Below are 23,054 nucleotides of genomic sequence, written 5' to 3'. Positions count from 1 at the left end.
GGGCTCACTTTCGCCAAGCGCGGCACCGTGATCGGCGGCTCCCCGATCAGGAGCGATCATCTTGTCAATCCCCTTGGCCATTTCCGTCATTGACGATGATCGATCAGTCCGCCTTGCGACCAATAATCTGCTGACGTCGCGGGGATACACGGTCAACATCTTTCGCTCCGCTGACGAATTTCTTCAATCGGCCGAACTGAAGACGACGTCCTGCGTGATCGCGGATGTGCAGATGTCGTTGATGGGCGGCCTTGAGCTCTTGACGCACATGCGCAGCCTCGGCCACCACACGCCCTTCATCTTCATGACGGCTTTTCCCGACGATGCCGTGCGCGACCGCGCGCTGAAAGCGGGCGCTATCTGCTTTCTCGCGAAGCCGTTCTCCACGCCCGCTCTGCTTGAATGTCTGCGGATGGCCCTGCCCGGCCCCGATCAAACCGAGACGTGATACGCCGGCGCCGAGCCCTGGCGACACGGCGCTCACTCCACCTTGATGTTCGCCGCCTTGATGATCGGCCACCACTTCGCGATCTCCGCCTTCTGGCGCGCGCCGAGGGCTTCGGGCGTGAGCTGATCCTGCGGTGTCATCTCCAACCCCTGGCTTTCGAGCTGCTTCTTCACGCCGGGATCGTTCAGCGCTTCCACGGCTGCGGCATTGAGTTTGGTGACGATCGCCTTCGGCGTGCCCTTGGGCACCCACATGCCGGACCAGAGCGTCATGTTGAAACCCTTCAGGCCCGCCTCCTCCGCCGTCGGGACGTCGGGCGCCGACGCGAGGCGTTTGTCATCGGTGACGGCATAGGCGCGGATGGTGCCGGCGCGGACCTGGTTGATGGAGTTCGAGGTCTGGTCGACGATGACGTCGATCTGGCCAGCGATGAGATCGTTCAGGGCGGGCGCGGTGCCGCGATACGGCACGTATTGCAGCTTGATGCCGCTGACGCTCTCGAAATAGACCCCGGCGATGTGGCTGCCCGAGCCCGCGCCGGCGGTGCCGGCGGTCGGCGGCGAAGGCCGCGACTTCAGCCAGTCCAGCAGCTCCTTCAGCGAGGTCGCGGGCACCGCGTTCTTGCTGACGACGATCATCGGATTGCTCGGCAGCAGCACCACCGGCTCGAGGTCCGCGACCAGGTCGTAATTGAGCTTGTAGACGGCGCCGTTGGCAACGTGGGTGCCGAGATGGCCGAACGAGATCGTGTAGCCGTCGGGGGCCGAATGCACGGCACGGCCGACGCCGATCGAGCCGCCCGCGCCAGTGACGTTCTCGATCACCAGCGGCTGGCCGAGCGCCGTCCGCATCCGCTCGGCAAGCACTCGTGCCATCGCATCTGACGGACCGCCGGCGGCGAAGGGCACGATGATGGTGATAGGACGGGAAGGATAATCGTCGGCGCGCGCGACCCCTGCAAGAGCGAGAATAGCAATCAGCGCAGCCCAGGCGGCCTTCATTGTGTTCTCCCCAGCAATGTCATTGTTGTTTTTGTCTCTTCCCGCGTACGGGAAGAGGGATCGTTCGTGAAGGGACGAAATGCCGCGCTAGAACTGCGAATAGTCGATCGGCTTGTGGCGATCGAGCGTGCGGGTGACCGGCGGCAGCGGGTATTTCAGGCCGGTGGCGCAGTTGAACAGCATCACGCGGTCACCCTTCGAGACGCGGCCGTCGGCGAGGCTGTCCTTGTAGGCGGCGTAGGTCGCAGCACCTTCAGGGCAGAGCAACAGCCCCTCCTCGCGCGCGACCTCGTTCAGCGCGGCAGAGATCTTGTCGTCGTCGACTGCAATGGCAAAGCCCTTGCTCTCGCGCACCGCGCGCAAAATGAGAAAGTCGCCGATCGCCTGCGGCACGCGAATGCCTGACGCGATGGTGTGGGCGTCCTCCCAGCGTGTGGCATGCTCGGTGCCCGCTTCGTACGCGCGCACCATCGGCGCGCAGCCGGAGGCCTGCACCGCGACCATGCGCGGGCGCTTGCTTCCGATGAAGCCGATCTTTTCGAGCTCGTCGAAGGCCTTCCACATGCCGATCAGGCCGGTGCCGCCGCCGGTCGGATAGAAGATCACGTCGGGCACGTCCCAGCCGAGCTGCTCGGCGAGTTCCAGCCCCATCGTCTTCTTGCCTTCGATCCGGTACGGCTCCTTCAAGGTCGAGGTGTCGAACCAGCCGACTTTCGTCTTGCCCTCGCCGACGATCTTGCCGCAATCGTCGATATAGCCGTTGACGCGATAGACGGTCGCGCCCTGAAGCTCGATCTCGCTGACGTTCACCTCGGGCGTATCGGCCGGACAGAAAATCGTGGTCTTGATGCCACAGCTTGTGGCGTAAGCGGCGAGCGCCGCCCCGGCATTCCCGTTGGTCGGCATCGCCATGTGTTTGATGCCGAGCGCCTTGCCCATCGACACCGCCATCACGAGGCCGCGCGCCTTGAACGAGCCGGTCGGCAGCCGCCCCTCGTCCTTGACGATGATCTCGCCGCCGCCGAGCTTTGCGCCGAGCTTGGGCAGGCGGATCAGCGGGGTCGTGACTTCGCCGAGCGAGACGATGTCCTGGCATTTGCGCACGGGCAGCAGCTCGCGGTAGCGCCACATGTCGGCGGGGCGCTGCGCCAACGCGTCCTTGGTCAGCGCCTTCTTCACACCGGCGAGGTCGTAGCGCACCAAAAGGGGCTTGCCGGCCTTGGAGAGGTTGTGGACCTGATCGGCGGCGTAGTGATCGCCCTCCATCGCGCATTCGAGATGGGTGACGAAGGTCGGGCGTTCGATGGTGAGATTGTCGTTGTCTTGCATGGGGTGATTTCCTTCTTGTTTTGCAGGCCCTACTGCTCGTCATTGCGAGCGTAGCGAAGCAATCCAGACTGCCGCTGCGGAAAGATTCTGGATTGCTTCGCTGCGCTCGCAATGACGGCGGCAGTGGTCGTCAAAGATTCAGCACCCGTCCATACGCATCCAGCACGGCTTCCTTCATCATCTCCGACAGCGTCGGATGCGGGAACACGGTGTGCATCAGCTCTTCTTCCGTGGTCTCCAGGTTCATGGCGACGACGTAGCCCTGGATCAGCTCGGTGACCTCCGCGCCGACCATATGGGCGCCGAGCAGCTGACCGGTCTTCTTGTCGAAGATGACCTTGACCATGCCCTGGTCCTCGCCGAGCGCGATCGCCTTGCCGTTGCCGACAAAGGGAAAGCGGCCGACGCGGATCTCGCGGCCATTCTCCTTGGCCTTGGCTTCGGTCAGGCCGACCGAGGCGACCTGCGGGTTGCAATAGGTGCAGCCGGGGATCATCAGCTTGTCCATGGGGTGCGGATGCAGGCCCTTGATGGCCTCGACGCAGATCACGCCCTCATGCTCGGCCTTGTGGGCCAGCATCGGGGGACCCGCGACGTCACCGATGGCATAGATGCCGGGAACGTTGGTCTTGCCGTAGCCGTCGATCACGATGCAGCCGCGCTCGGTTTTGACGCCGAGCTTTTCGAGGCCGAGATACTCGATATTGCCGACCACGCCGACGGCAGAGATCACGCGCTCGAACTCGGCGGTCTGCTTCGCCTTGCCGTCGTCGAGCGTCGCGACCACGCTGTCGCTCTTCTTTTCGAGCTTCGTCACACCCGTGTTGGTGAGGATCTTGATGCCCTGCTTCTCGAGGCGCTTGCGGGCAAGTCCGGCAATCTCCGCGTCCTCGACCGGCAGGATCTGCGGCAGCACCTCGACCACCGTGACATCCGACCCCATCGTCTTGAAGAACGATGCGAACTCGATCCCGATCGCACCCGAGCCCATCACCAGCAGCGATTTCGGCATCCGCTCCGGCACCATCGCTTCAAAGTAGGTCCAGATCAGCTTCTTGTCGGGCTCGAGTCCCGGCAGCACCCGCGGCCGCGCTCCGGTCGCGACGATGATGTGCTTGGCCTGATAAGCCCCCTCGCCGAGCGCGCCCTTGGGCCCCTCGACGTCGGACTTCTTTACCGTCACCTTGCCGGGCGCGTCGATCGAAGCCGCGCCCCAGATCACGCTCACCTTGTTCTTCTTCATGAGGAAGCCGACGCCGTCGTTCAGCCGCTTCGAGACGCCGCGCGAGCGCTGCACCACGGCCTTCGGATCGAACGAGACGTTATCGGCCGACAGGCCGTAATCCTTGGCGTGCTGCATGTAGTGGTAGATCTCGGCGGAGCGCAGCAGCGCTTTGGTCGGGATGCAGCCCCAGTTCAGGCAGATGCCGCCGAGATAGGATTTCTCGACAATCGCGACCTTGAAGCCGAGCTGGGCGGCCCGGATAGCGGTGACATAGCCGCCGGGACCGGAGCCGATGATGATGATGTCGAAGGATGTATCGGCCATGGCGGCTCCCGTTCAACTCAAGAGGTGCCGCGGGCGCGGCGCCTGGAAATCAAAACCCTGACCAGCCATTCGAGCAGGATCGCGCCGGCCATGATAGCCAACGCGATCATAATGACCGCCTGGCCGATGCTCCGTGCCAGCTGCTCGCCGGCAAAGAACGCGGAATGCAGAATATCGAGCCCGACCGGATTGAGTGCAACCACAGCCGAGAGCAACAAGGAGATCCAGGGCCAACGCGTCCGCATTCACCCCGCGCCTCCCCGGGCTACACCATCATCATGACGGGATTTTCGATCAGCTGCTTGAAGGCCCCGATCAGCTCGGCACCGAGAGCGCCGTCGATGGCGCGGTGATCGCACGACAATGTCACGCTCATCATGTTGGCGATCTCGATCTTGCCGCCGCGGACCACAGGCCGCTCCTCGCTGGTGCCGACTGCGAGGATGGTGGCATGCGGCGGATTGATCACGGCGGTGAAGTGGCTGATGCCGAACATGCCGAGGTTCGAGACGGCCGTCGTGCCGCCCTGGTATTCTTCGGGCTTCAGCTTGCGCGAGCGGGCGCGGGTCGCAAAATCTTTCATCTCGTTGGAGATGGTCGACAGCGTCTTGGTCTCGGCCTTGCGGATGATCGGCGTGATCAGGCCGCCGGGCATCGCCACCGCAACGCCGACGTCGGAATGATGGTGCTTGACCATGCCGGATTCGGTCCAGCTCACATTGCAATTCGGGATCTTCTGCAGCGCCACCGCCATCGCCTTGATGACGAAGTCGTTGACCGAGATCTTGTAGAGCGGCTTCTTCTCCTTGTCCTTGGGAGCAGCCGCATTGATCTCCTCGCGCGCGGCGAGCAGCTTGCCGATGTCGCAGTCGATGGTGAGGTAGAAGTGCGGGACGTTCTGGATCGACGCGGTCAGGCGCTGCGCAATCGTGCGGCGCATGCCGTCATGCGGCACGACGTCGTAGGAGCCGGGTTCGAACAGCGACAGGATCTGCTTGTCCGACATGGTCGGCGCGGTCGAGGGCGCGCCTGACGGCGCCGCCGCCGGTGCCTTCAGGCCCTTGCCGGACTTGGCCTGCTCGACGTCGCGTGCCACCACGCGGCCGTGCGGGCCGGTGCCGGTCACCATCGCAACATCGACGCCAGCTTCCTTGGCGAGCCGGCGCGCCAGCGGCGAGGAGAACACGCGGCCGGCATGGCCGTTGCTCTGCGCAGCCGGTGCTGCGGCCTGCGGTGCAGGTGCGGCGGCGGGCGCTGGCGCGGCCTTGGGCGCGGCAGGCGCAGGCGCCGGCGCAGCAGCAGGAGCTTCAGCCGCTTTCGGAGGTGCGGCCGAAGCACTGGGCTTGGCGGCACCTGCCGCCCTCACGTCCTCACCCTCGCCGGCCAGCACCGCGATCACGTCGTTGACCGGGACGTCCTGCGTGCCCTCGGGCACGAGGATCTTGGCGATCGTGCCCTCGTCGATGGCTTCGACCTCCATGGTCGCCTTGTCGGTCTCGATCTCGGCGATGACGTCGCCGGATTTGACCTTGTCGCCTTCCTTCTTCAGCCACTTGGCGAGGTTGCCCTTCTCCATCGTCGGCGAAAGAGCGGGCATCAGGATGTTGATGGGCATGCTGACCTCAAGAAGAACTTTGCAAAAATCCGTCTCCGGACCGGAGACGAACAGACCAGGTTTAGTTGCCGATGTCGCCCTGCCAGAGGCGCTCATTGGCAGGGATGGAACGCCAGTTCTTCATCATGGTGATGGAGCGGTCGTCCGCAAGGTCGATCCACGGGATGCCGAACTTGTCGAGAATGTCCTTGGAGCCCTCGAAGGTGACGGACTCTCCGATCACCACGAGCTTGACCTTGAACAGCGCGAGCGCACCGGCACACATCGCGCATGGCGACAGCGTGGTGTACATGACGGTATCGTGGAACGAAATCGCACCCGCCTCGCGCAGGCAACTCATCTCGCCGTGCAGGATCGGATTGTTCTCCTGCACGCGGTTGTTGTGGCCGCGGGCAATGACCTTGTTGTCGCGGGTCAGCACGGCGCCGATCGGCAGGCCGCCTTGCGCGATCGAGGCTTCCGCCTCGCGGATCGCCTCCAGCATGAAATCGAAATGATAGGATTCGATCGCCACGGTCAGTGCCCCTTCCCGCGCGGCGTCGTGGTGCCGGTGTCGGTGGGACGCTCGATCTCGGCCTGGAACATCTCGATGATCCGGTTCAGCGCGTCCTCCTCGGTGTATTCGCTCTCGCGCGCATAGGCGCGCGCGGCGTGACGGGCGAGATCGACGAGCAGCAGGCCCCACATGTCGGGTTCGTCGAAGGCCCGCTGGAACGCCATCGACAGCCCGCCGTCCAGCACGAACACGCGCAGGATCTCGACCGCATCATCGCGGACGAGGACGTCGGGTGGTAATGGCTGCTCCTTCGGACCCGCCATGGTCTACCTGTAGCAGACGGCTTTAGCGGCCTCGACCACTTCGGCAGCCGAGGGCAGCGCGAGCTTTTCCAGGTTCGCGGCATAGGGCATCGGCACGTCCTTGCCGGAGACGCGGGTTACAGGCGCATCCAGATAGTCGAAGGCATGCTCCATGATTCGCGCGGCGATCTCGGCGCCGACACCGCTCTGGGCCCAGCCCTCTTCCACCGTGACGGCGCGGCCGGTCTTCTTGACCGAGTTGACGATCGTCTCGGTGTCCATCGGGCGCAGCGTGCGCAGATCGATCACTTCGGCCTCGATGCCGTCCTTGGCGAGTTCGTCGGCGGCCTTCAGCGCGTAGCTCATGCCGTTCGACCACGAGATGATCGTGACATGGCTGCCGGAGCGCACGATGCGCGCCTTGCCGATCGGAATCACGAAATCGTCGAGCTTCGGCACCTCGCCAGTGTGACCGTAGAGCATCTCGTTCTCGAGGAAGATCACCGGGTTGGGATCGCGGATCGCAGCCTTGAGCAGGCCCTTGTAATCAGCGGCCGAGAACGGCGCGACGACCTTGAGGCCCGGGACATTGGAATACCAGGACGAATAATCCTGGCTGTGCTGGGCGGCCACGCGGGAAGCGGCGCCATTGGGCCCGCGGAACACGATCGAGCAGCCCATCTGGCCGCCGGACATGTAGAGCGTCTTGGCCGCGGAGTTGATGATCTGGTCGATCGCCTGCATGGCGAAGTTGAAGGTCATGAACTCGACGATCGGCTTCAACCCGCTCATCGCGGCGCCGACTCCGATGCCGGCAAAGCCGTGCTCGGTGATCGGCGTGTCGATCACGCGCTTGGCGCCGAATTCCTGAAGCAACCCTTGCGTCACCTTGTAGGCGCCTTGGTATTCGGCGACCTCTTCGCCCATCACGAAGACGTCGGCGTCACGGCGCATCTCTTCGGCCATGGCATCGCGCAGGGCTTCGCGGATGGTCTGCGTCACCATTTCGGTGCCGGCAGGCACTTCCGGGTCGGGCTCTGCGACGGCCTGCGGTGCCGGCGCAGCCTTGGGAGCTGGCGCTTCGGCTTTTGCAGCGGCGGGGGCTGCGGATTCGGCAGCCTTCTGCTGCGGAGCGGGCGCCTTGGCGAGATCGGCGGCACTCTCGCCATCGGCGAGAATCGTCGCAATCGGCGTGTTCACGGCAACGTCGGCTGTGCCCTCGGGGATCAGGATCTTGCCGAGCGTACCTTCATCGGTCGCCTCGACCTCCATGGTCGCCTTGTCTGTCTCGATCTCGGCGATGACGTCGCCGGACTTGATCGTCTCACCCTCTTTTTTCAGCCATTTGGAGAGGTTGCCCTTCTCCATCGTGGGCGACAACGCGGGCATCAGCACTTGAATTGGCATATCGACTCCAAAAGAAAGCTTGCGCGCGTTCAGCGGTAAATATCGGTCCAGAGCTCGGCGGCATCCGGCTCGGGATCATGCTGGGCGAAATCGGCGGACGCATTGACGATGTCGCGCACCTCGGCGTCGATCGCCTTCAGATCCTGCTCGCTGACCTTGGCGGCCAACAGGCGGTTGCGCACCTGCTCGATCGGATCCTGGTCGTGGCGGACTTTCTCGACCTCCTCGCGCGTTCTGTACTTTGCGGGATCGGACATCGAGTGGCCGCGATAACGGTAGGTCTGCATCTCCAGGATGAAGGGTCCCTTGCCGGCGCGGCACCAGGCCGCAGCTTCGTCGCCGGCGGCCTTGACGGCACGGACGTCCATGCCGTCGACCTGCTGGCCGGGAATGTTGAAGGAGGCGCCGCGCTTGGAGAAATCCTGCTGCGCCGAGGCGCGCGAGACCGAAGTGCCCATGGCGTAGCGGTTGTTCTCGATGACGTAGATCACCGGCAGCTTCCAGAGCTCCGCCATGTTGAAGCTCTCATAGACCTGGCCCTGATTGGCCGCACCGTCGCCGAAATAGGTGACGCTGACATTGTCGTTGTCGCGATAGTGATTGGCGAAAGCGAGCCCGGTGCCGAGCGAGACCTGGGCGCCGACGATGCCGTGGCCGCCGTAAAAGTGCTTCTCCTTGCTGAACATGTGCATGGAGCCGCCCTTGCCCTTGGAATAGCCGCCGCGACGGCCCGTGAGCTCGGCCATGACGCCGTTGGCCTCCATGCCGGTGGCGAGCATATGGCCGTGATCGCGATAGCCGGTGATGACCTGATCGCCCGGCTTCAGGGCCATCTGCATCCCGACCACCACGGCCTCCTGGCCGATATAAAGGTGGCAGAAGCCGCCGATCGCGCCCATGCCGTAGAGCTGGCCGGCCTTTTCCTCGAACCGCCGGATCAGGAGCATGTCGCGGAGCGCCTTGAGCTCCTGCTCTCTGGTGAATTCCGGGGGCGAACCGCCGTCGGTCTTGTCCTGTGCAGTGCTTGCGGCGGCTTTCTTGGGTGCGGCCATGGGAATTCCGGGTCAGAGAAAACTTCAGCCCTCTCTAACCCAAGTCAAACGCCCTTGGAAAGCACCGCGGCGGCATGGCACGACTTTCATTATGCCGCACTGCAACGTGATCGTAATATTGCAAAATCTTTGACGCGGATCGGGCAACAAATCGACACGGTCGCCGCACGCGCAGATTCGTGGCCGCGTCAAGCAACGTTGAGCCAACGCGGTCCCGACATTTGGAACGGGCGGCGCAGAACGGCGCCGCCCTCTCCGCCCGCCCGATCAGAAGAAGCCGAGCTTCTTGGGGCTGTAGCTGACCAGCAGGTTCTTGGTCTGCTGGTAGTGATCGAGCATCATCTTGTGGGTCTCGCGCCCGACGCCCGACTGCTTGTAGCCGCCGAAGGCCGCATGCGCGGGATAGGCATGGTAGCAGTTGGTCCAGACCCGGCCGGCCTGGATCGCCCGGCCGAAGCGATAGCAGCGGTTGGCGTCGCGGCTCCAGACGCCGGCCCCCAGGCCATAGGGCGTGTCGTTGGCGATCTCGAGCGCCTCTTCGTCGCTCTTGAAGGTCGTGACCGAAACGACGGGGCCGAAGATCTCCTCCTGGAAGACGCGCATCTTGTTGTGGCCCTCGAACACGGTCGGCTGGACGTAGAAGCCGCCGGCGAGATCGCCGCCGAGCTCGGCGCGTCCGCCGCCGGCCAGCACCTTTGCCCCCTCTTGCTTGCCGATGTCGATGTAGGAGAGGATTTTTGCGAGCTGCTCGCCCGACGCCTGCGCACCGATCATGGTGTCGGCCGCGCGCGGGTCGCCCTGCTTGATCGCGGCGACGCGCTTCAGCGCCCGATCCATGAAGCGGTCATAGATATCGGCATGGACCAGCGCCCGGCTCGGACAGGTGCAGACCTCGCCCTGGTTCAGCGCGAACATGACGAAACCTTCGATCGCCTTGTCGAAGAAATCGTCGTCTTCGGCGGTGACGTCGCTGAAGAAGATGTTGGGCGACTTGCCGCCGAGCTCGAGCGTGACGGGAATGAGGTTCTGGCTGGCATATTGCATGATCAGCCGGCCCGTCGTGGTCTCGCCGGTGAAGGCGATCTTGGCGATACGCGGGCTGGACGCGAGCGGCTTGCCGGCTTCCAGCCCAAAGCCGTTGACGATGTTGAGGACGCCGGGCGGCAGAATGTCGCCGATGATCTCGGCCCAGACCATGATCGAGGCCGGGGTCTGCTCGGCCGGCTTGAGCACAACGCAATTGCCGGCGGCGAGCGCGGGCGCGAGCTTCCAGCAGGCCATCAGCAGTGGGAAGTTCCAGGGAATGATCTGGCCGACCACGCCGAGCGGTTCGTGGAAATGATAGGCGACGGTGTCGTGATCGATCTCGGAGAGACTGCCTTCCTGGGCGCGGATGGCGCCGGCGAAATAACGGAAGTGGTCGATCGCCAGCGGCAGGTCGGCGGCGCGGGTCTCGCGGATCGGCTTGCCGTTGTCCCAGGTCTCGGCGATGGCGAGACGCTCGAGATTGTCTTCCATGCGGTCGGCGATCCGGTTCAGCATCGCGGCGCGCTCGGCGACGCTGGTGCGGCCCCAGGCGGCCTTCGCGGCATGCGCTGCGTCGAGCGCTGCTTCGACGTCCTGCGCGTCGGAACGCGCGATCTTGCAGACGATCTGGCCCGTCACCGGCGAGGCATTGTCGAAATACTTGCCGGCGATCGGCGCGACGAACTTGCCGCCGATGAAATTGTCGTAGCGTTCGGCGAAGGGAATTTTGGTGACGCTGAGGAATTCTACCTTGTTCATTGATCACTCCCGATGTTTGCTGTTTGCGCAATTCGTCGCGTGGTCGCGACTTGCATCGACGATGTCCCGGGAGGCGTCTTCTGTCAGCCCTGATGGGAGCAATGACGGAGCCGACCTGTCGCAGTTCTGCGACAGGTGTCGAGGCTGCACGTCATGCCGCCGCACATACTGACCTCATCCTGAGGAGCGCGCTCGTGCGCGCGTCTCGGTCGCGCCGATCACGAGATCGTCCGCATCGACCGCAACGAGGCCGCCGCACTGGCCGTCCGCAGCTTGCGTCAGCACGATGCGGGCGTGGGCGAAGGCCCTGCGAAACAGATCGGCCTCGATACGCTTGGCCGCCTCGCCGGCCGCGAGCGCGATCAGATTGGAAAACAAGTCAGTGCGGTCGGCGCGGCAGGAGGAGACGTCGAGCACGCCCGCGAACGCAGCCTCATGGTCGTAGATCGGAACGGCAGTGCAGCTCAGAAGCGTGTTTCGGGTGAAGAAATGCTGGTCGCGGTCGATCGTCAGCGGGCGCTGCTCGACGAGGCAGGTACCAATGCCGTTGGTGCCCTCATGCTCCTCGCTCCAAAGCGCGCCGGTCCAGAGGCCCCAGGACTGAAATGTCGCATCGTCCGCCGGGGTGCCGCGGCGATCGACCGGCACGCCCTCGCCGTCGGCGAGAAGCACGCAGCAGCCGCTGGCGCCGACCGCCTGGTAGAGCCGGTCCATTGCACCTCGCGCAGCGGCGAGCAGCGGCGCGATGCGCTCGCGCGCGTGGTGCAACTCGGCTTCGCTCAGCCGGTTCGGTGAGCTGCGGCCTGCGGGATCGAGACGATGCAATCTGGACGAACGGCGCCACGAGGCCACAAGCGACGAGCGTGCCGCCTGGCCTGACGTAATGGCGGCCTCGACACGGGCCGCGTGATGCCGGGGGGATTGCCCATTCATCACTGTTTCCTCCAGGTGGCAATCTAAACGGTGCCGGCACGGCCCGGTTGATCTGCGTCAACCCTGGCCATGGCGCTGGCAGCCATGAGCCCTTTGCGGCGCTGCCGTCAAGGCGGCAGTCCGGTTCCAGGCTTCAACTTGGAAGTCTTCAACTTTAGGAAGAGTGGTTAGTTCGCCGGGATCGTCCGGACGAGATCGCGCGGATTGACGTAGTCGAGCTGGAAGCGCGCCCGCTCGTCCAGCATGTCGGGGTCGATCTTCGCGGAGCGCAGCAGCGAAACGCGCTGCTCGCTCCTGGCACGCTCGCGCTTGAGCTGAGCCAGCTCGCTGGTCAGCGCCACGATCTCCTGGTCGAGCTCCTGGCGGGCGTTGAGGCCGTATTTGCCGGTATAGGCGTTGACACCGAAATAACCGACGATGGCAGCCGCCATCGCATAGAGGGCAAGACCGGTCAGGATCGATTTCAGGCGCGCGCGGGAGACCATCTTGGGAAGATGGGACAGGTTGGTTAAGGGCGTGCTAATTTCCGGCCGCTGGCCCCGCGCGCGACGCTAGCGGACCCTCATGGCGAGGAGGCGCAAAGCGCCGTCTCGCGGACGATGCTTCGCATCGCCGCGAGAACCATGAAGGCACGGCAGTTTCCCGGAGCCATCCTTCGAGACGAACGCTTCGCGTTCTCCTCAGGATGAGGGCCTATGCTGTGGCTGCGGGCGATTTGGCCTCAGCCGTGATGCTTCGCGACGTGCACCGCAAACGCGTCGATATAGGCCTGGAGCACGGGCTTCAGGGACTCCTTGGTCAGGTTGCCCTCAGCGTCGAACGCGTCGCCCACTCCGTTCAAATAGGCCTCCGGCTGCTGCATGATCGGGCCGGAAATGCCCGGCAGGATGTTCTGCAGCGTCTTGGCGGCGCTGACGCCGCCGAGCGGGCCCGGCGAGTTCGCGATGATGCCGACCGGCTTGCCGTTGAACGAGCTCTTGCCATAGGGCCGCGAGGCGACGTCGATGGCGTTCTTCAGCACGCCCGGGATCGCCCGATTGTATTCCGGCGTGACGAAGATGACGCCGTCCGACTTCTGGATCTTTTCGCGAAAAGACAGCCAGTCGGCCGGCGGCGCGCCCTCGAGGTCCTGATTGAAGAACGAGATGCCGGCCGGCGTGATGACCTCGAGCTTGAGCGAGGCCGGCGCGAGCTTGGCGAGCGCATTGGCGATCTTCAGCGAAAAGCTGTCCTTGCGCAGGCTGCCGGCGATCGTGACGATATTGTAGGCCATGGAGTGTCCTCGAAGTCTTCAGCGGGAGTGCCGGGGCGGCACTTAAGCGATCCCGAGTGATGGATGCAAGTGCATGGACCGGTCGGATTTGGAAACGCTGGGTTTCTGAACGGTTGCCCAAACCATCAGGCCGCCAAGTGGCGGCCTGAGTCGTTGGTGCAATCCGCAAATCGGTTCAGATCGTCGGATTCCACGCCGACGGGATCAGGCGATATTTGGCGCCGTCCTTCTCGACATGGCCGACCGAGGGAAACGTGAAGTGGAAGCCGATCACGGTCGCCTTCTCGGCCGCCGCAATGTCGTAGAACTTGTGACGCGTCTCCTGCGCCAGCGCAGCATCGGTATCGAACACCACATGCCAGTCCGGATTGCGCAGGAAGAACTCCGGGATGTTGGTGACGTCGGACTGGATCAGCACCTTGGCATCGCCGGAGGCGACCGCGAACGAGGTGTGCCCCGGGGTGTGACCGGGCGTCGCGATCGAGGTGATGCCCGGCGCGACCTCCTTGCCCCAGGCGTACTTCGTCACCTTGGATTCGAGGCCGGCAAAGGTCTTCTTCACGTTGGCGAAGTAGTTCTTCATCATCGCGTTGGACTCGGCCTTGGCGGCGTTGTCCTCGCTGGTCCAGAACTCCCAGTCCTTGCCCGGCACCATGATCTCCGCATTAGGGAAGGCAAGCGCGCCGTCGGCGAGACGAATGCCGTTGGTGTGGTCGGGATGCAGATGCGAGAGCAGCACGACATCGATGCTCTTCGGGTCGACGCCGGCGGCCTGGAGGTTCTGCAGCGTGCGGCCGACCGCGCCCTTGCTGGGCTCGAGATTGGCGACACCGTTGCCGGTATCGATCAGCACGAGCTTGGAGCCGGTGTTGATGAGCTGCGGGTTGAACGGCACCGTGACCATGCCCTTCGGCATGTAGGCCGCCTCGCCCGCGGCCAGCGCTTCCTCCTTCGACGCGTTGACGACGAACTTGTCCGGCATCGGGAAAGTGCGCGCACCGTCATTGATCGAGGTGCACTCGTAGCTGCCGACCTTGTAGCGGTAGAAGCCCGGCGCCTGCGTGCCGGCTTGCGGCACCGCGGCATTGGCGGTGGTCAATCCAAGCTTGGTCATCGCAGCCGCACCGAGGACGGCGGCGCCTGCGAGCAGATGGCGGCGATTGAGATCGGTCATGGAGAAGTCCCCTTCTGAGCGCGCCTTGCGGTTTTGTCCGCTTTCGATGGCGGCGGAATAATCTCCCGCTTCGCTCAGAAGGCAAGACCTTCTTTGGGTGACGTGCCGTCGCACGTGCCGATTATTTATTTGGGTTGATGAGGAATTTTTCGCCGGTGGCGCGTTTGGCGTAGACCGCGATGTTGACGGGATCGAGCGCCTCAGAAAGCGACACCACCTTGGTGTAGTGGCTGGCAAACGTGGTCTTCAGTTCGTCGACGACGCGCTGGCGCAGCCTGGCCCCGTCCGCCTGCCCGATCTTCATCAGGAACGGAAACAGCAGCCAGCCGCCGACGCCCCAGGCCATGCCGAAGCCGCGCGGCAGCTCGATCGGGCGGACATCGAGCGCGCCATAGACGTAGACCTGCTTGTGCACGTTGGAGCCGTAGCGGCTGTATTCCTTCGCGGTCTTGTTGATCGCGACTTCCATGCAGTTGAGGATGTCGCCGGCGAGCTTGCCGCCGCCGATGGCGTCGAAGGCGATGGTGGCGCCGGTCTCCACCAGCGCATTGGTGAGATCGCCGAGGAAGCTCGGCGCGGCGGAATCGACGACATATTTGGCGCCGATCTTGTGCAGGATGTCGGCCTGCTCCTTGCTGCGCACGATGTTGACCAGCGGGATCCCGTCCTTGATGCAGATCTTGTTCAGCATCTGGCCGAGATTGGATGCGGCCGCAGTGTGCACCAGCGCCTTGTGACCCTCGCGCCGCATGGTCTCGGTCATGCCGAGCGCGGTCAGCGGATTGACGAAGCAGGAGGCACCTTCGGCCGGCGTGGTGCCTTCCGGCAGCGGCAGGCACTCGCGCACTTTTAACGTGCGATACTGGGTGTACATCGCGCCGCCGATCATGGCGACGGTCTTGCCCATCAGCGCCTTCGCGGCATCCGAGGAGCCAGTCCTGATCACGACTCCCGCGCCTTCGTTACCGACCGGCATGGATTCGTCGAGCCGGCCTGCCATCGCCCGCATCGCGCCTTCCGGCACCTTCGCGGTGATGACGGGAGCACCCTTGTCGCCGGAAGCCTTTGCCGTGCTCATATCGGCTGCGCCGATCAGGAGCCCGAGGTCGGACGGATTGATCGGCGCCGCCTCGACGCGGACGACGACCTCGTCCGCGGCGGGCTCGGGGGTCGGCACGTCGAGCAGCGAGATTTCGAGCTCACCGCTCTTCTTGATCAGCGAACGCAGTTGCAGGCCGTTCTTGCCGTCGCTCATGTCGATCCTCCCCTGTCCTTGTCCGAGCGCTGGCTTATGCCAGCGCCTTCAGTGCCGCCTTGCCGCCGTAGAGCGCCTGCTTGCCGAGCTGCTGCTCGATGCGCAAGAGCTGGTTGTATTTGGCGGTGCGATCGGAGCGCGCAAGGGAGCCGGTCTTGATCTGTCCGCAATTGGTGGCGACCGCGAGGTCGGCGATGGTGGAATCCTCGGTCTCGCCGGAGCGGTGCGACATCACCGAGGTGTAGCCGGCCTTGTGCGCCATCTCGACGGCGGCGAGAGTCTCGGTCAGCGTGCCGATCTGGTTGACCTTGATCAGGATCGAGTTGGCCCGTCCGGCCTTGATGCCTTCAGCGAGCCGCTTGACGTTGGTGACGAAGAGATCGTCGCCGACGAGCTGGCACTTCTTGCCGACGAGGTCGGTCAACTCCTTCCAGCCGTCCATGTCGTCTTCCGACATGCCGTCCTCGATGGTCACGATCGGATAGCGCGAGACGAGGTCGGCAAGGTACTTGGCCTGCTCGGAGATCGAGCGGGTCTTGCCCTCGCCTTCGTAGACGTACTTGCCGTCCTTGAAGAACTCGGTCGAGGCGCAGTCGAGGCCGATGACGATGTCGGAGCCCGCCTTGTAACCGGCCTTGCCGATCGCGTTCATGACGAATTCGAGCGCGGCGTCCGCGGACGGCAGGTTCGGGGCGAAGCCGCCCTCGTCGCCGACATTGGTGTTGTGGCCGGCCTTCTTCAATTCGGACTTCAGAGTGTGGAAGACCTCCGCGCCGTAGCGCAGGCCCTCGGCGAAGGAGGACGCGCCCACGGGGAGGATCATGAACTCCTGGAAGTCGATCGGGTTGTCGGCGTGCATGCCGCCATTGATGATGTTCATCATCGGCACCGGCAAGAGACGCGCGGAGGTGCCGCCGACGTAACGGTACAGCGGCATGTCGAGCGAGTTCGCGGCCGCCTTGGCGCAAGCGAGCGACACGCCGAGGATGGCGTTGGCGCCCAGCCGGCTCTTGTTCGGCGTGCCGTCGAGGTCGATCATGATCTGGTCGAGCTGGGCCTGCTGCTCGACATCGAGGCCGCTCAGCGCCTCGAAGATCTCGCCGTTGACGGCGCCGACCGCCTTGGTGACGCCCTTGCCGAGATAGCGGGCCTTGTCGCCGTCGCGCAGTTCCACCGCCTCATGGGCACCGGTCGAGGCGCCTGACGGCACGGCGGCACGGCCGAGCGCACCATCTTCCAGCACGACGTCGACCTCGACGGTGGGATTGCCACGGCTATCCAGGATTTCGCGTCCGATGATGTCGATGATGGCGGTCATGAGGGCCTCTTTTCGGGGACTAAGCAGTCAGTTGGGGTGCTTCTACCGCAATGCATCGAAACGGAAAAGGCCGGGTGACGGCCGCACGATGATTGGCTAAGAGGGCGCCACGGAGGCGGCCTGATGTCGAAAAAACCCAGCAAATCGAACAACTCCCCTGCTTTGCAGCTTGGCCGCGCCGTGGAATGGCCGGATGCGCCCGAGAAGGCAAAACTCGACCGCGTGCCCAATCCGCAAGGAGGCACCGATTATCTGGTCCGTTTCACCGTGCCCGAGTTCACCTCGCTCTGCCCGGTCACCGGACAGCCGGATTTCGCACATCTGATGATCGACTACGCCCCCGGCCAATGGTTGCTGGAGTCGAAATCGCTCAAGCTCTACATCGCGAGCTTCCGCAATCACGGCGCCTTCCACGAGGATTGCACGGTGATGATCGGCAAGCGCATCGCAAGCGAGATCAAGCCGAAGTTCTTGCGCATCGGCGGCTATTGGTATCCGCGCGGCGGCATCCCGATCGACGTGTTCTGGCAGACCGGCCGCGCGCCCAAGGGATTGTGGGTGCCGGAACAGGGCGTCGCGCCCTATCGCGGAAGGGGTTAGTGGGAGAGGAACAACAATGAAATCGACCTCAGCAACATTCCGAAACCTTGGATTGGGCCTTCTGGGCATCCTGTGGCTGACCGGCGCGGCCGAGGCTGTCGAAGTCCGGGTGATGATCTCGGGCGGCCTGACGGCCGCCTACAAGGTGCTTGTGCCGGAGTTCGAGAAGGCCACCGGCGACAAGGTGCTGACGGAGTATGGGCCCTCGATGGGGACCACGACCAATGCCATCCCGGTCCGGCTGGAGCGCGGAGAGGCGGCCGATGTCCTGATCATGGTGGGCTACGCCCTCACCGATCTCGCCAGCAAGGGCAAGGTCGTTGCCGGCAGCCAGGTCGACCTGACGAGATCGCCGATCGGCATCGCCGTGAAATCTGGCGCGCCGAAGCCGGACATCAGCTCGGTGGAAGCGGTCCAGCGCGCGTTGCTCGCGGCGAAGACGATCGCCTATTCCGACAGCGCCAGCGGCGTCTATGTTTCGACCGAAATGTTTGAAAAGCTCGGCATTGCCGATGTCATGAAGGACAAGGCGCGCAAGATTCCGGCAACGCCGGTCGGCGAGATCGTCGCCCACGGCGATGCCGAGCTCGGCTTTCAGCAGATCAGCGAGCTGAAGCCCGTGAAGGGGATCGATATCGTCGGGCCGCTGCCGAACGAATTGCAGCAGATCACGATCTTCTCAGCCGGCATCGCAAGCGTTTCTAAAGAGCCCGAGGCTGGCCGGGCCTTGATCAAGTTCCTAGCTTCCCCGGCCGCCCGCGATGCCATCATCGCGAGCGGCATGGAGCCGATCGGGGCTGGTGGAGCGAACTAAACCCTCTCGCATCTAGTACGCGCTCAGCAGATCCACCTTCGCATTCGCCAGCACGAGCCGCCGCGCCAAGATCGCAGCGAGATTGCGCATGATCTTCAGCGACGTCTCCGGATGCAGACGGCGATAGTCCGCAAAACTATCGAGCGGCAGTTCGAGGCAGGTCACCGGAGCGTCGGCGAAGACGTCGGCGCTGCGGCTTCCCTCCAGGATCGCCATCTCCCCGAATGCCATGCCCGGGCCGAGTGATGCGAGCCGCACGCCGCTGCGCAGCTTCACGCTGACCATGCCGCTCTGAAGGAAGAACAGCGAATTGGCGGGCTCGCCGGCGGCGATGATACGCTGGCCGGACGTGTAGTGCCGCGTGGTCGACAGCTTGACGATGGCGGCGATCTCGTCGGCATCGAGCTCGGCCAGCAGTGCCTGCTCGCCGAGATGCGCGCTCTCCTTCACATCGGTGAAGCCGCCGAAGCGGTAGATCACCTGATCCTCGGCCCATTCGATCGCATCGTCCAGGAGTGCAAAACGCCGTAACCGGCGCGGCTCGGACGTACGTGCCGAGATCGCCGTCCACACTGCCGAGGTCTCTTCGAAGCCTGACAGGATCGTGATGACGCCGGCATTGCCGAGCGCCGCCAGCGTCTCGCCCAGAAGTTCTGCGCCCGCTGCGGTGACATCGGGCACGCGCCGGAAATCGATGATCAGGAGCGGCGCATTCGGCGGCTCGCTGGTGAGCCTTCGCGTGACATAGTCGATGGTGCCGAAATTCATCGCGCCGACCAGTTCGAGCACGCGGATGTCGCTGTGGCGCTCGTCGAGAATCTGCTGCTCGCGCGGCGGGCGGCTTCGGCGCGAGGAAATTCCGTAGACGTCGTAGTCCGCCATGATGCTGGTGCGGACATCGGCATTACGGTTGAGCATGTGCAGGTCGAACCGCGCTGACAGCGCCTCGCACACTTTCAGGCCGCGCGCGCTGTTGAAGTGGTTGTCCAGCAGCGGCGAGAAGGTGCCGAGCCCGAGTTGCGAGGGCAGCGCCGCGACGATACCGCCGCCGACACCGCTCTTGGCGGGGATGCCGACGCGGTAGGTCCACTCGCCGGCATAGTTGTACATGCCCGAGCTCGTCATCACCGAGAGCGTGCGGGCGACGATGTGTGGCGTGATCACCTGCGCGCCCGTCACCGGATTGATGCCGCGATTGGCGAGCGTTGCCGCCATCACCGCCAGATCGCGCGCGGTGACCAGGATCGCGCATTGGCGGAAATAGACGTCGAGCACGGCGTCGACGTCATCAGGCAGCACCGCGTAATTCCGCAACAGCCAGGCAATGGCCCGGTTGCGGTTGCCGGTCGCCGTCTCCGAGGCGTGCACGGCCTCGTCGACTCCGAGCTCGCGGCCGGCAAACTGGCTGAGCTTCGAGCGGACGCGCTCGAAGGCGCCCTTCCCGTCCACCTCGTAGATCAGGCCCGAGCAGGCAATCGCACCGGCATTGACCATGGGATTGAAGGGGCGATTGTCGTTGGTGAGCCGGATCGAATTGAAGGCCTCGCCGCTCGGCTCGACCCCAATGGTCGCCGAGACGCGTTCCTCGCCGACCATCTCCAGCGCCAGTGCGAACACGAAGGCTTTTGAGACCGACTGGATCGTGAACGGCACCGCGCTGTCGCCGACCTCGTAGACATGGCCGTCGATGGTGACAAGCGCGATGCCAAAATGGTCGGGGTTGGCGCGCTTCAGCTCGGGGATGTAGTCGGCAAGCTCGCCAGAATTGTCGGCTCGGAATTCTTCGTAACAAGCGGTCAGGAAGCGCCGGAGCGGGGGCTTGGTGGGATACCCGGTCGATCGGATCACGCTGGTCGCGCTGGGCGAACGGCTGGTCTGGGCGTCCACGATCTCACACCTCGCTTTGCCCAAAATCAAAGCAATTCATGTGCCATGCATGCACGGGCTCCCGTGGCACGGTGACGCGAGTTGCGCATTGTGCCAGCGAACAGAAGCGCGACCGTTGATCTGGCCGGTAGTTCGATACTTCCGTCAGGTCCGCGCATCGGATGGCGCCCGCTGCTTCAACAGCCGCGCGCACACGAAACCGAGCGCCACCATGATCGCGGCGCTCGCGAACAGGGTCGGCATCTTGCCGCCATGCTGGAGGCCAAGGCCATAGGCGAGCGGCCCGACCGTCTGCCCCATGAAGAAGAAGAACGAATGCAGCGACAGCGCGGTGGCGCGTGCTTCGACCGAGAGCTCGCTGGCAAACATCTGAAGGCAACCATGGGCGATGTAGAAGCCCCAGCCCATCACGACAAGATTGAGCGCCTGCACTTCCCAGCGCGGGCCGAAGGCGACGACAACGAGCTGCGAAGCGACCAGCGTCATGCCCGCGATCATCATGCCCTTCATGCCCAGCCATGGCAGCAGGCGCGACACCGTCAGCGTGTAGAACAAGCCGCCGACCGCAAATCCCGCGATGACGATGCCCGCGATCGAGAGCGAGGTCTGACCGAGCTCGAACAGGAACGAGGCGATGTAGGGAAACAGGCCGAGCACGCAGCAGCCTTCGATGAACACCGCCGAATAACAGACATAGGCGTTCGGGTTGGTGAAGATGGTGCGATAGCCCGCCTTCAGCGCCGACAGGCTCGTCTTCGGCGGATGCTTGACCTTGGCGCCACGAAAACCGGCGGCGACCGCGACCGACGCAACAATCACGAGCACCCCGAGCACCGCCAGCACGCCGCGCCAGCCGAGGAAATCGCCGATCAAGCCGGAAGCGGAGGCGCCGAGCAGATTGCCCGTCATCGCGCCGGCGAGCGTGCGGCTGATCGCGACCTGGCGTTTCTCCGGACCGACGAGATCGCTGGTCAGGCTGAGCGCCACCGGAAACACGCCGCCGGAGCCGATGCCGGCGAGGATACGGGTCGCGAACAGAACCGAGAACGAGGTCGAGAGCGAGCCCAGGATGTTGGCAAGGCCGAGCAGCGCGAGGCAGCCGATCATCAGCCGCGTCTTGCCGAACAGATCGGCGGCCGCGCCGACGATCGGCTGGATGATCGAGAAGGTGAAGGCGAACACCGCGGCAAAGCCGGCAGCGGTCGCGATACTGACGCCAAAATCCTCGGCGACGTGCGGCAGCACCGGATCGAGCGCGCGCGCGGAGAGCGCCGCGGCGAAGCTTGCACCGGAGATGACGTAGAGCGCGGCCGGCAGGCCGTGATCGTGCGCCCGCGCCTCGCCTTGCTGCATCAGCGCGGGTCGGCTTTGGTAAAATCTTTGGCGAGCGCGTCGAACGCCAGCAGCCTTCGAATCAGCGCCTCGAACTCGCGCAGCGGCACCATGTTGGGTCCGTCCGACGGCGCGCTGTCAGGGTCGGGATGGGTCTCGATGAAGACACCGGCAACACCGACAGCGACGGCTGCGCGTGCGAGCACCGGCACGAATTCGCGCTCGCCTCCGGAAGACGTCCCCTTCCCGCCCGGCTGTTGCACCGAATGGGTGGCGTCGAAGATCACGGGTGCGCCGGTGGTACGCGCCAGGATCGGCAACGCGCGCATGTCCGAGACCAGCGTGTTGTAGCCGAAGGACGCACCGCGTTCGGTCACGAGCACGTTGGGATTGTTCGCGCTCGTGATCTTGGACACGACGTTGGCCATATCCCAGGGTGCGAGAAACTGCCCCTTCTTGACGTTGACGACCTTGCCGGTCGCGGCGGCCGCGAGCAGCAGATCGGTCTGGCGACACAGAAAGGCGGGAATCTGCAGGATGTCCACCGCCTGCGCCACCTCGGCGCACTGCGCGGCGTCATGCACGTCGGTCAGGACCGGCAGGCCGAGCGACGATCGGATTTCGGCAAAGATCGGCAGCGACTGGGCAAGCCCGAGGCCACGCGCAGCCGACGCGCTGGTGCGATTGGCCTTGTCGAATGAGGTCTTGTAGACGAGGCCGATCTGCAGTCGCGCGGCGATCTCCTTCAGCGCGGAGGCCACCTCCAGCGCATGCTGGCGGCTTTCGAGCTGACACGGCCCGGCAATGATCGAGATCGGCAGATCATTGCCGAATTTGACCTTGCCAATGGTGACGACCGGCGCCGCTGACGTCGAAGAGCTCAAGGCAAATCCCTCGTTTCGGCGCGACCATAGCCGCGATGAAGGGCGGATCAACCCCATTCGGCCTAGGCTCCCAGAATATCAGGGTTGCGCCCAGGCTCCCGGCGACGCCCGAGCGCCGGCCGCCTCTACTTCACCGCCGAGAAGGCGGTCGGCGCCAGGATCTGGCTGACAATATTGCCGACAATCTGCCCGTCCGCCTCGCTCTCGGCGCGTCCTTTCATCCAGTCCGGATCGGTCATGAAGGCGGCCCACTTCTTCTCGCGCTCGGCGAGCGACTCCCAGGCCAGGAAATAGGTCAGCTCCTGGTTGGATTCACCGATCAGGGTCGTGAAAAACCCGGCCTGCCTGATGCCGTGCTTTTCCCACACCTTCAGCGTGACGGTCTCGAACCGCTTGAGCAGCGCCGGCAGGCGGCCGGGCACGCAGCGATAGATGCGCATTTCATAAATCATTCTTGTTCCTCCCTGATCAGGTCCGGGGGTTATAACGGCTGGCCCTGACGGTGTCTTGAGGCCCGCTCGGCCGCCCCCGGTGGCGTTCCGCGCATGGCTAGGGTCCGCTCAAAGTCCCCGTCCCGCAGCCGGTTCCCGCAATGCTGCC

Annotated in this window: 22 protein-coding genes and 1 pseudogene; 3 read left to right on the top strand and 20 right to left on the bottom strand. The window is 64.4% G+C overall.

Annotated features, from left to right (window positions below):
* The first annotated feature begins 61 nt into the window (after positions 1–61).
* Positions 62–448, top strand: a complete 387-nt coding sequence (locus AC0L30_RS03540) for a response regulator transcription factor (protein ID WP_007590630.1) — start codon at positions 62–64, stop codon at positions 446–448.
* A gap of 32 nt (positions 449–480) precedes the next feature.
* Here AC0L30_RS03540 and AC0L30_RS03535 read toward each other — a convergent pair whose 3' ends face one another.
* The 16 genes and pseudogenes from AC0L30_RS03535 to eno form a co-directional block, all read right to left on the bottom strand.
* The gene (locus tag AC0L30_RS03535) at positions 481–1,449 is read right to left on the bottom strand and encodes a tripartite tricarboxylate transporter substrate binding protein BugD (RefSeq protein ID WP_007590629.1); all 969 of its coding nucleotides are present in this window, start codon (positions 1,447–1,449) and stop codon (positions 481–483) included.
* Positions 1,450–1,536: 87 nt separating this feature from the next.
* The gene (locus tag AC0L30_RS03530) at positions 1,537–2,778 is read right to left on the bottom strand and encodes a threonine synthase (RefSeq protein WP_007590628.1); all 1,242 of its coding nucleotides are present in this window, start codon (positions 2,776–2,778) and stop codon (positions 1,537–1,539) included.
* A 130-nt stretch (positions 2,779–2,908) separates the two neighbouring features.
* Complete coding sequence (gene lpdA, locus AC0L30_RS03525; RefSeq protein WP_007590627.1) at positions 2,909–4,327, bottom strand: dihydrolipoyl dehydrogenase; 1,419 nt, start codon at positions 4,325–4,327, stop codon at positions 2,909–2,911.
* A gap of 17 nt (positions 4,328–4,344) precedes the next feature.
* Positions 4,345–4,572, bottom strand: coding sequence for a hypothetical protein (locus AC0L30_RS03520; protein ID WP_007590626.1), 228 nt, complete (start codon positions 4,570–4,572; stop codon positions 4,345–4,347).
* A gap of 20 nt (positions 4,573–4,592) precedes the next feature.
* Positions 4,593–5,942 (bottom strand): pyruvate dehydrogenase complex dihydrolipoamide acetyltransferase, encoded by a 1,350-nt coding sequence (locus tag AC0L30_RS03515; protein WP_473403763.1) that lies wholly within the window; start codon positions 5,940–5,942, stop codon positions 4,593–4,595.
* A 61-nt stretch (positions 5,943–6,003) separates the two neighbouring features.
* Complete coding sequence (locus tag AC0L30_RS03510) at positions 6,004–6,456, bottom strand: nucleoside deaminase (protein ID WP_007590624.1); 453 nt, start codon at positions 6,454–6,456, stop codon at positions 6,004–6,006.
* A gap of 2 nt (positions 6,457–6,458) precedes the next feature.
* The gene (locus tag AC0L30_RS03505) at positions 6,459–6,761 is read right to left on the bottom strand and encodes a DUF5076 domain-containing protein (RefSeq protein WP_007590623.1); all 303 of its coding nucleotides are present in this window, start codon (positions 6,759–6,761) and stop codon (positions 6,459–6,461) included.
* Between the two features lie 3 nt (positions 6,762–6,764).
* Complete coding sequence (locus AC0L30_RS03500; RefSeq protein ID WP_473254452.1) at positions 6,765–8,147, bottom strand: pyruvate dehydrogenase complex E1 component subunit beta; 1,383 nt, start codon at positions 8,145–8,147, stop codon at positions 6,765–6,767.
* 29 nt (positions 8,148–8,176) lie between these two features.
* Positions 8,177–9,199 carry a pyruvate dehydrogenase (acetyl-transferring) E1 component subunit alpha gene (pdhA, locus tag AC0L30_RS03495; RefSeq protein WP_007590620.1) on the bottom strand — a complete coding sequence of 341 codons (1,023 nt, stop codon included), beginning with the start codon at positions 9,197–9,199 and terminating at the stop codon, positions 8,177–8,179.
* Positions 9,200–9,466: 267 nt separating this feature from the next.
* Positions 9,467–10,984: an aldehyde dehydrogenase gene (gene adh, locus AC0L30_RS03490; protein ID WP_007590619.1), complete on the bottom strand. Its 1,518-nt coding sequence runs from the start codon at positions 10,982–10,984 to the stop codon at positions 9,467–9,469.
* A gap of 201 nt (positions 10,985–11,185) precedes the next feature.
* Positions 11,186–11,917: pseudogene (locus AC0L30_RS03485) on the bottom strand (GAF domain-containing protein); the annotation flags it as partial.
* Between the two features lie 167 nt (positions 11,918–12,084).
* The gene (locus AC0L30_RS03480; RefSeq protein ID WP_007590617.1) at positions 12,085–12,402 is read right to left on the bottom strand and encodes an FtsB family cell division protein; all 318 of its coding nucleotides are present in this window, start codon (positions 12,400–12,402) and stop codon (positions 12,085–12,087) included.
* Between the two features lie 236 nt (positions 12,403–12,638).
* Positions 12,639–13,190 carry an NADPH-dependent FMN reductase gene (locus tag AC0L30_RS03475; RefSeq protein WP_219682164.1) on the bottom strand — a complete coding sequence of 184 codons (552 nt, stop codon included), beginning with the start codon at positions 13,188–13,190 and terminating at the stop codon, positions 12,639–12,641.
* A gap of 175 nt (positions 13,191–13,365) precedes the next feature.
* Complete coding sequence (locus tag AC0L30_RS03470; RefSeq protein WP_473403762.1) at positions 13,366–14,364, bottom strand: MBL fold metallo-hydrolase; 999 nt, start codon at positions 14,362–14,364, stop codon at positions 13,366–13,368.
* 121 nt (positions 14,365–14,485) lie between these two features.
* Positions 14,486–15,619 (bottom strand): zinc-binding dehydrogenase, encoded by a 1,134-nt coding sequence (locus AC0L30_RS03465; RefSeq protein WP_473403761.1) that lies wholly within the window; start codon positions 15,617–15,619, stop codon positions 14,486–14,488.
* A gap of 34 nt (positions 15,620–15,653) precedes the next feature.
* Positions 15,654–16,937, bottom strand: coding sequence for a phosphopyruvate hydratase (gene eno, locus AC0L30_RS03460; protein WP_007590612.1), 1,284 nt, complete (start codon positions 16,935–16,937; stop codon positions 15,654–15,656).
* Between the two features lie 123 nt (positions 16,938–17,060).
* On the opposite strand from eno, the gene queF reads away from it, so the two are divergent.
* Positions 17,061–17,537, top strand: a complete 477-nt coding sequence (gene queF / locus AC0L30_RS03455) for a preQ(1) synthase (protein WP_007590611.1) — start codon at positions 17,061–17,063, stop codon at positions 17,535–17,537.
* Positions 17,538–17,553: 16 nt separating this feature from the next.
* Positions 17,554–18,351 (top strand): substrate-binding domain-containing protein, encoded by a 798-nt coding sequence (locus AC0L30_RS03450; RefSeq protein WP_473403760.1) that lies wholly within the window; start codon positions 17,554–17,556, stop codon positions 18,349–18,351.
* Positions 18,352–18,363: 12 nt separating this feature from the next.
* Here AC0L30_RS03450 and glsA read toward each other — a convergent pair whose 3' ends face one another.
* The 4 genes from glsA to AC0L30_RS03430 all read right to left on the bottom strand — a co-directional run bounded on the left by glsA (position 18,364) and on the right by AC0L30_RS03430 (position 22,906).
* The gene (gene glsA, locus AC0L30_RS03445; RefSeq protein WP_473403759.1) at positions 18,364–20,238 is read right to left on the bottom strand and encodes a glutaminase A; all 1,875 of its coding nucleotides are present in this window, start codon (positions 20,236–20,238) and stop codon (positions 18,364–18,366) included.
* Between the two features lie 144 nt (positions 20,239–20,382).
* Positions 20,383–21,591: an MFS transporter gene (locus AC0L30_RS03440; RefSeq protein WP_473403758.1), complete on the bottom strand. Its 1,209-nt coding sequence runs from the start codon at positions 21,589–21,591 to the stop codon at positions 20,383–20,385.
* Positions 21,591–22,454 carry a 3-deoxy-8-phosphooctulonate synthase gene (gene kdsA, locus AC0L30_RS03435; protein ID WP_354170770.1) on the bottom strand — a complete coding sequence of 288 codons (864 nt, stop codon included), beginning with the start codon at positions 22,452–22,454 and terminating at the stop codon, positions 21,591–21,593. Before kdsA ends, AC0L30_RS03440 begins: the two co-directional genes overlap by 1 nt.
* Before the next feature lie 125 nt (positions 22,455–22,579).
* Positions 22,580–22,906 (bottom strand): NIPSNAP family protein, encoded by a 327-nt coding sequence (locus tag AC0L30_RS03430; protein ID WP_007590607.1) that lies wholly within the window; start codon positions 22,904–22,906, stop codon positions 22,580–22,582.
* Positions 22,907–23,054 lie beyond the last annotated feature (148 nt).

The sequence above is a fragment of the Bradyrhizobium sp. MI1.11 genome (assembly GCF_055811255.1).
Note: the sequence above shows the minus strand (reverse complement) of the source record. Positions and strands in the feature narration are given on the sequence as shown.